Here is a 3,305-nt window from a genome sequence, read left to right as displayed (position 1 = left end):
CAACCCCCTCTATGCTAATTGAATGAAGCACGCCGCCGAACTCTTCGCCACCGTCTCGCAGCGGGTCAAGCCGCCCGTGTGCCTCGCGCTCGGGCCGCCGTGGGCCGTCGCCACCGTTGTGAAGGCGCTCCACCTGCCCGCAGCCGAGGTCACCTGCGTCCAGTTCGACCTGCACCAGGCGGCCCGGGTCCGCGACTGCCTCGCCGAGGTCGGGGCCGAGGCCGAGGTGGTCTGCGCCCCGGACCTGTGGGACCAGCCGCAGCGGTTCAACACCGTCATCTTCCCCGCGGCCGCGGCCGCCGACCGCGAGTTGAAGCTCGACGTGCTGGAGCAGGGCTACCACCTGCTGCTCCCCGGCGGGCTGTTCCTCACGCTCTCCGAGTACGAGAAGGACAGCCACTTCGGGAAGTGGCAGAAGCGGGCGTTCGGGAAGGCCGCCGCGACCCCGTCGAGCAAGGTCGGCGTCGCGTTCTGGAGCCACAAGACCGACGACGTGACCCGCCGCCGGCGGCACGAGCTGGCGTTCCACGCGAAGATCGGCGACGGCCCGGCGGTGAACGTCGTAACCCGGCCCGGCACGTTCAGCTACGGCCGGTTCGACAGCGGGTCGCGGGCGATGCTCGAGGTCGCCGAGATCAAGGAGGGCGACCGCGTCCTCGACCTGGGGTGCGGGAACGGCGCGGTCGGGTGCCTCGCCGGGCAGAGGGTCGGGCCGACCGGGGCGGTGACGTTCGTGGACAGCAGCCTCCGCGCCCTGGCGCTGGCCGAGTTGAACGCGAAGGCGAACGGCACGCCGAACCCCACGTTCGTCGCCGCCACGCGGCTCGAAGGGCTCCCGGCCGGCGGGTACGACGTGGTCCTGGCGAACCCGCCGTACTACGCGCGGTCCGAGATCACCGCCCTGTTCATCGAGGGCACCCGCGAGTTGCTCGGGCCCGGCGGCCGGTACTACCTCGTCACGAAGATGCCGACGGCCGTGATGCCGATGATCTTCGAGACCTACGCCGACTGCTCGGTGATCGAGAACCGCGGGTACTCCGTCGTGCTCGCCGGGGCGGAATCGGCGGACCGGGAGCCCCAGGAGTCCCCATGACCGCCGACGACGTGATCCGCGCCCTGAGCCTGCAACCGCACCCGGTCGAGGGCGGGTTCTTCCGCGAGACGTACCGCACCGCCGCGACGCTCCCCGCGAGCGCGGTCCCGGCGCACGCCGGCCCGCGGTCGGTCTCGACGGCGATCTACTACCTGTTGAAGCCCGGGCACGTCTCGGAACTGCACGTCCTGCCCGGCGACGAGGTGTTCCACTTCTACCTCGGCGCGCCGGTGCGGATGCTGCAACTGCTCCCCGACGGCACCGGCCAGGAAGTGGTGCTCGGCTCCGACATCACCGCGGGCCAAGTGCCGCAGTTGGTGGTGCCGGGCGGCGTGTGGCAGGGGACGCGACTGGTCGGCGAATCCGGCTTCGCGCTGCTCGGCTGCACGGTCGCGCCGGGGTTCGACTACGCCGACTACCGCGGCGCAACGCGGGCCGAACTGGTCGCGAAGTGGCCCGCGTTCGCCGACGAGATCGCGCGTCTGACGCCGCGGGGGTAACTCGGAGTTTCGAGTTTCGAGTTCAAGGTTTCAAGTTCAAGACCCGAGCGTGTGTGCCCGTCGATTGGGGCACGGGCCGGGCGAACCCTGAGCGCCAGCGAGGGGGTGAGGCGCACCCCCTCGCTGGCGCTCAGGGGTCGCCCCAAACCACAAGGACACCCACCCGAGCCGGTGCTGTCCAACTCGAAACCTTGAACTCGAAACCCGAAACTACAAGGTCTTCAGGTACTCGATCACCGCGGCGCGCTCGGCGTCGGTGAGGTCGTCGCCGTAGGTGTGGCCCGCGTTGCTGCGGCCGGGCTTCGACGTGTCGTACACCTTGCGCTTCTCGCCCCCCGGGGCGCTCTCGGGCGGCGGCTCCTTCAGTTCGGTCACCTTCCAGCCCACGCGCTCCTTGTCGTAGTCCGCCTCGTCCGTCTTGAAGCTGCGCGTGAAGAGCCTGGGCCGGGCCTTCGAGTTCAGCACGCCGGCGAGCGTCGGCACGCTCCCGTTGTGGAGGTACGGGGCCGTCGCCCAGACGCCGTCGAGCGGCGGCGCCTGGTACCCCGGCGTCCACCGCAACTGCGTCCCCGGCACGAACCACCCGGCGCTCTCCTTGCCGAACCACGACTCCGAGTACGCCTTGCCGTAGGCGACGTCGACGCCCGCGTGCCGCGTCGGGTCGGTGCCGATCTCCGCGAGCGGGACGACCTTGTTCGGGTACGTCCACTTCTCGCCGTAGGTGCCGTGGCACTTCGCGCAGTGGTCCGCGAACACCGCCCCGCCCTTCGCGGCGAGCGGCTTGTCGATCGCGAACGGGTACTTCGGCGGTTCGAGGCTCAGCAGGTACTGCTGCACGTCCTTGAACGCCGGCTCGGCCTTGTCGAACGCCTCGGGGCCGTTGAGCGGGTGCAGCATGAACTGCATCAGCGTGCGGACGCTGCGCGAGTCGGTCGCGCCGGTGTGGTAGATCGTCCGCTTCTTCTTGAGGAGCCACCACGCGGGCACGTCGGAGCAGGTGTCGTCGCGGAGGCCGAGGTCCTTCCACTTCCCGTTCAGGCTCAGGTCCGGGTTGCGGAACCCGAGCAGGTACACGCCGAACCCGTCGGCCTCGTTCGTGCCGCGGACGTTCGAGAACGTGAACGGCAGCTTCTTGATGACGCCGTCGGCCCTGGCCATGTCCTCGAACAGCGACTGGATGTCGAGCGAGCTGTTCCCCAGCCCGATGACGCTCGTGCCGAACAGCGAACTCGCGTGGCACAGCATGCAGTCGTTGCCGATGCCGGTGGCGAGCAGCAGCGGCGCCTTGCGGAGCCCCATCGGCAGGCCGTCGTTGGGGTACGGGGCGGCGTGCAGGCCGTAGCGGGTGCGGAGCTGCGCGTCGAAGTCGGCCGGCCGCTCCTTCACGCCGTCCCACGCCTTCCAGATGTTCGGAACCGACCGCGCGGTCCAGAACCCGGGGATGAACGCCGTCTCGGTCAGCGCCTTGTACCCCCGCTGGGCGGCCGGAGTGAGCGTGGGTTCGGCGGCGACCGCGGGCGACGCCAGCACCAGCAGAACCAGACTCGCGAGTCGCTTCATCGTGTCGCCCTCCGTTCGGTCGGCACCTCATGATAGGCGCGGCGGCCGGCCGCCTCAACCGGGGCCGCACGGAAGCAGGGTGTGGTCTGGTGCTGGGCGGACCCTGAGCGCCAGCGAGGGGGTGAGGCGCACCCCCTCGCTGGCGCTCAGGG

General features: G+C 70.3%; 3 protein-coding genes. 2 read left to right on the top strand and 1 reads right to left on the bottom strand.

Features of this window, described 5'->3' with window-relative positions:
- Positions 1-22 precede the first annotated feature (22 nt).
- Together ACTIGN_RS17445 and ACTIGN_RS17440 are read left to right on the top strand one after the other, a co-directional pair.
- The gene (locus ACTIGN_RS17445) at positions 23-1,093 is read left to right on the top strand and encodes a methyltransferase (RefSeq protein WP_439626094.1); all 1,071 of its coding nucleotides are present in this window, start codon (positions 23-25) and stop codon (positions 1,091-1,093) included.
- A complete protein-coding gene (locus tag ACTIGN_RS17440; protein WP_439626092.1) occupies positions 1,090-1,593 on the top strand; it encodes a cupin domain-containing protein in 504 nt (167 codons plus the stop codon). The genes ACTIGN_RS17445 and ACTIGN_RS17440 overlap by 4 nt, the downstream gene beginning before the upstream one ends.
- Before the next feature lie 210 nt (positions 1,594-1,803).
- Here the strand turns inward: ACTIGN_RS17440 and ACTIGN_RS17435 are convergent, their stop codons facing one another.
- Entirely contained in the window at positions 1,804-3,153 is a 1,350-nt protein-coding gene (locus tag ACTIGN_RS17435) for a c-type cytochrome (protein ID WP_439626090.1), read from the bottom strand.
- Positions 3,154-3,305 lie beyond the last annotated feature (152 nt).

This window comes from Gemmata sp., from assembly GCF_051859125.1.
Classification (GTDB): Bacteria; Planctomycetota; Planctomycetia; order Gemmatales; family Gemmataceae; genus Gemmata.
This window is presented reverse-complemented; position numbering and strand designations above follow the sequence as displayed.

Coding starts and splice junctions, on each gene's coding strand:
- ACTIGN_RS17445 (WP_439626094.1), top strand. CDS start 23: ATGAAGCACGCCGCCGAACTCTTCGCCACCGTCTCGCAGCGGGTCAAG.
- ACTIGN_RS17440 (WP_439626092.1), top strand. CDS start 1,090: ATGACCGCCGACGACGTGATCCGCGCCCTGAGCCTGCAACCGCACCCG.
- ACTIGN_RS17435 (WP_439626090.1), bottom strand. CDS start 3,153: ATGAAGCGACTCGCGAGTCTGGTTCTGCTGGTGCTGGCGTCGCCCGCG.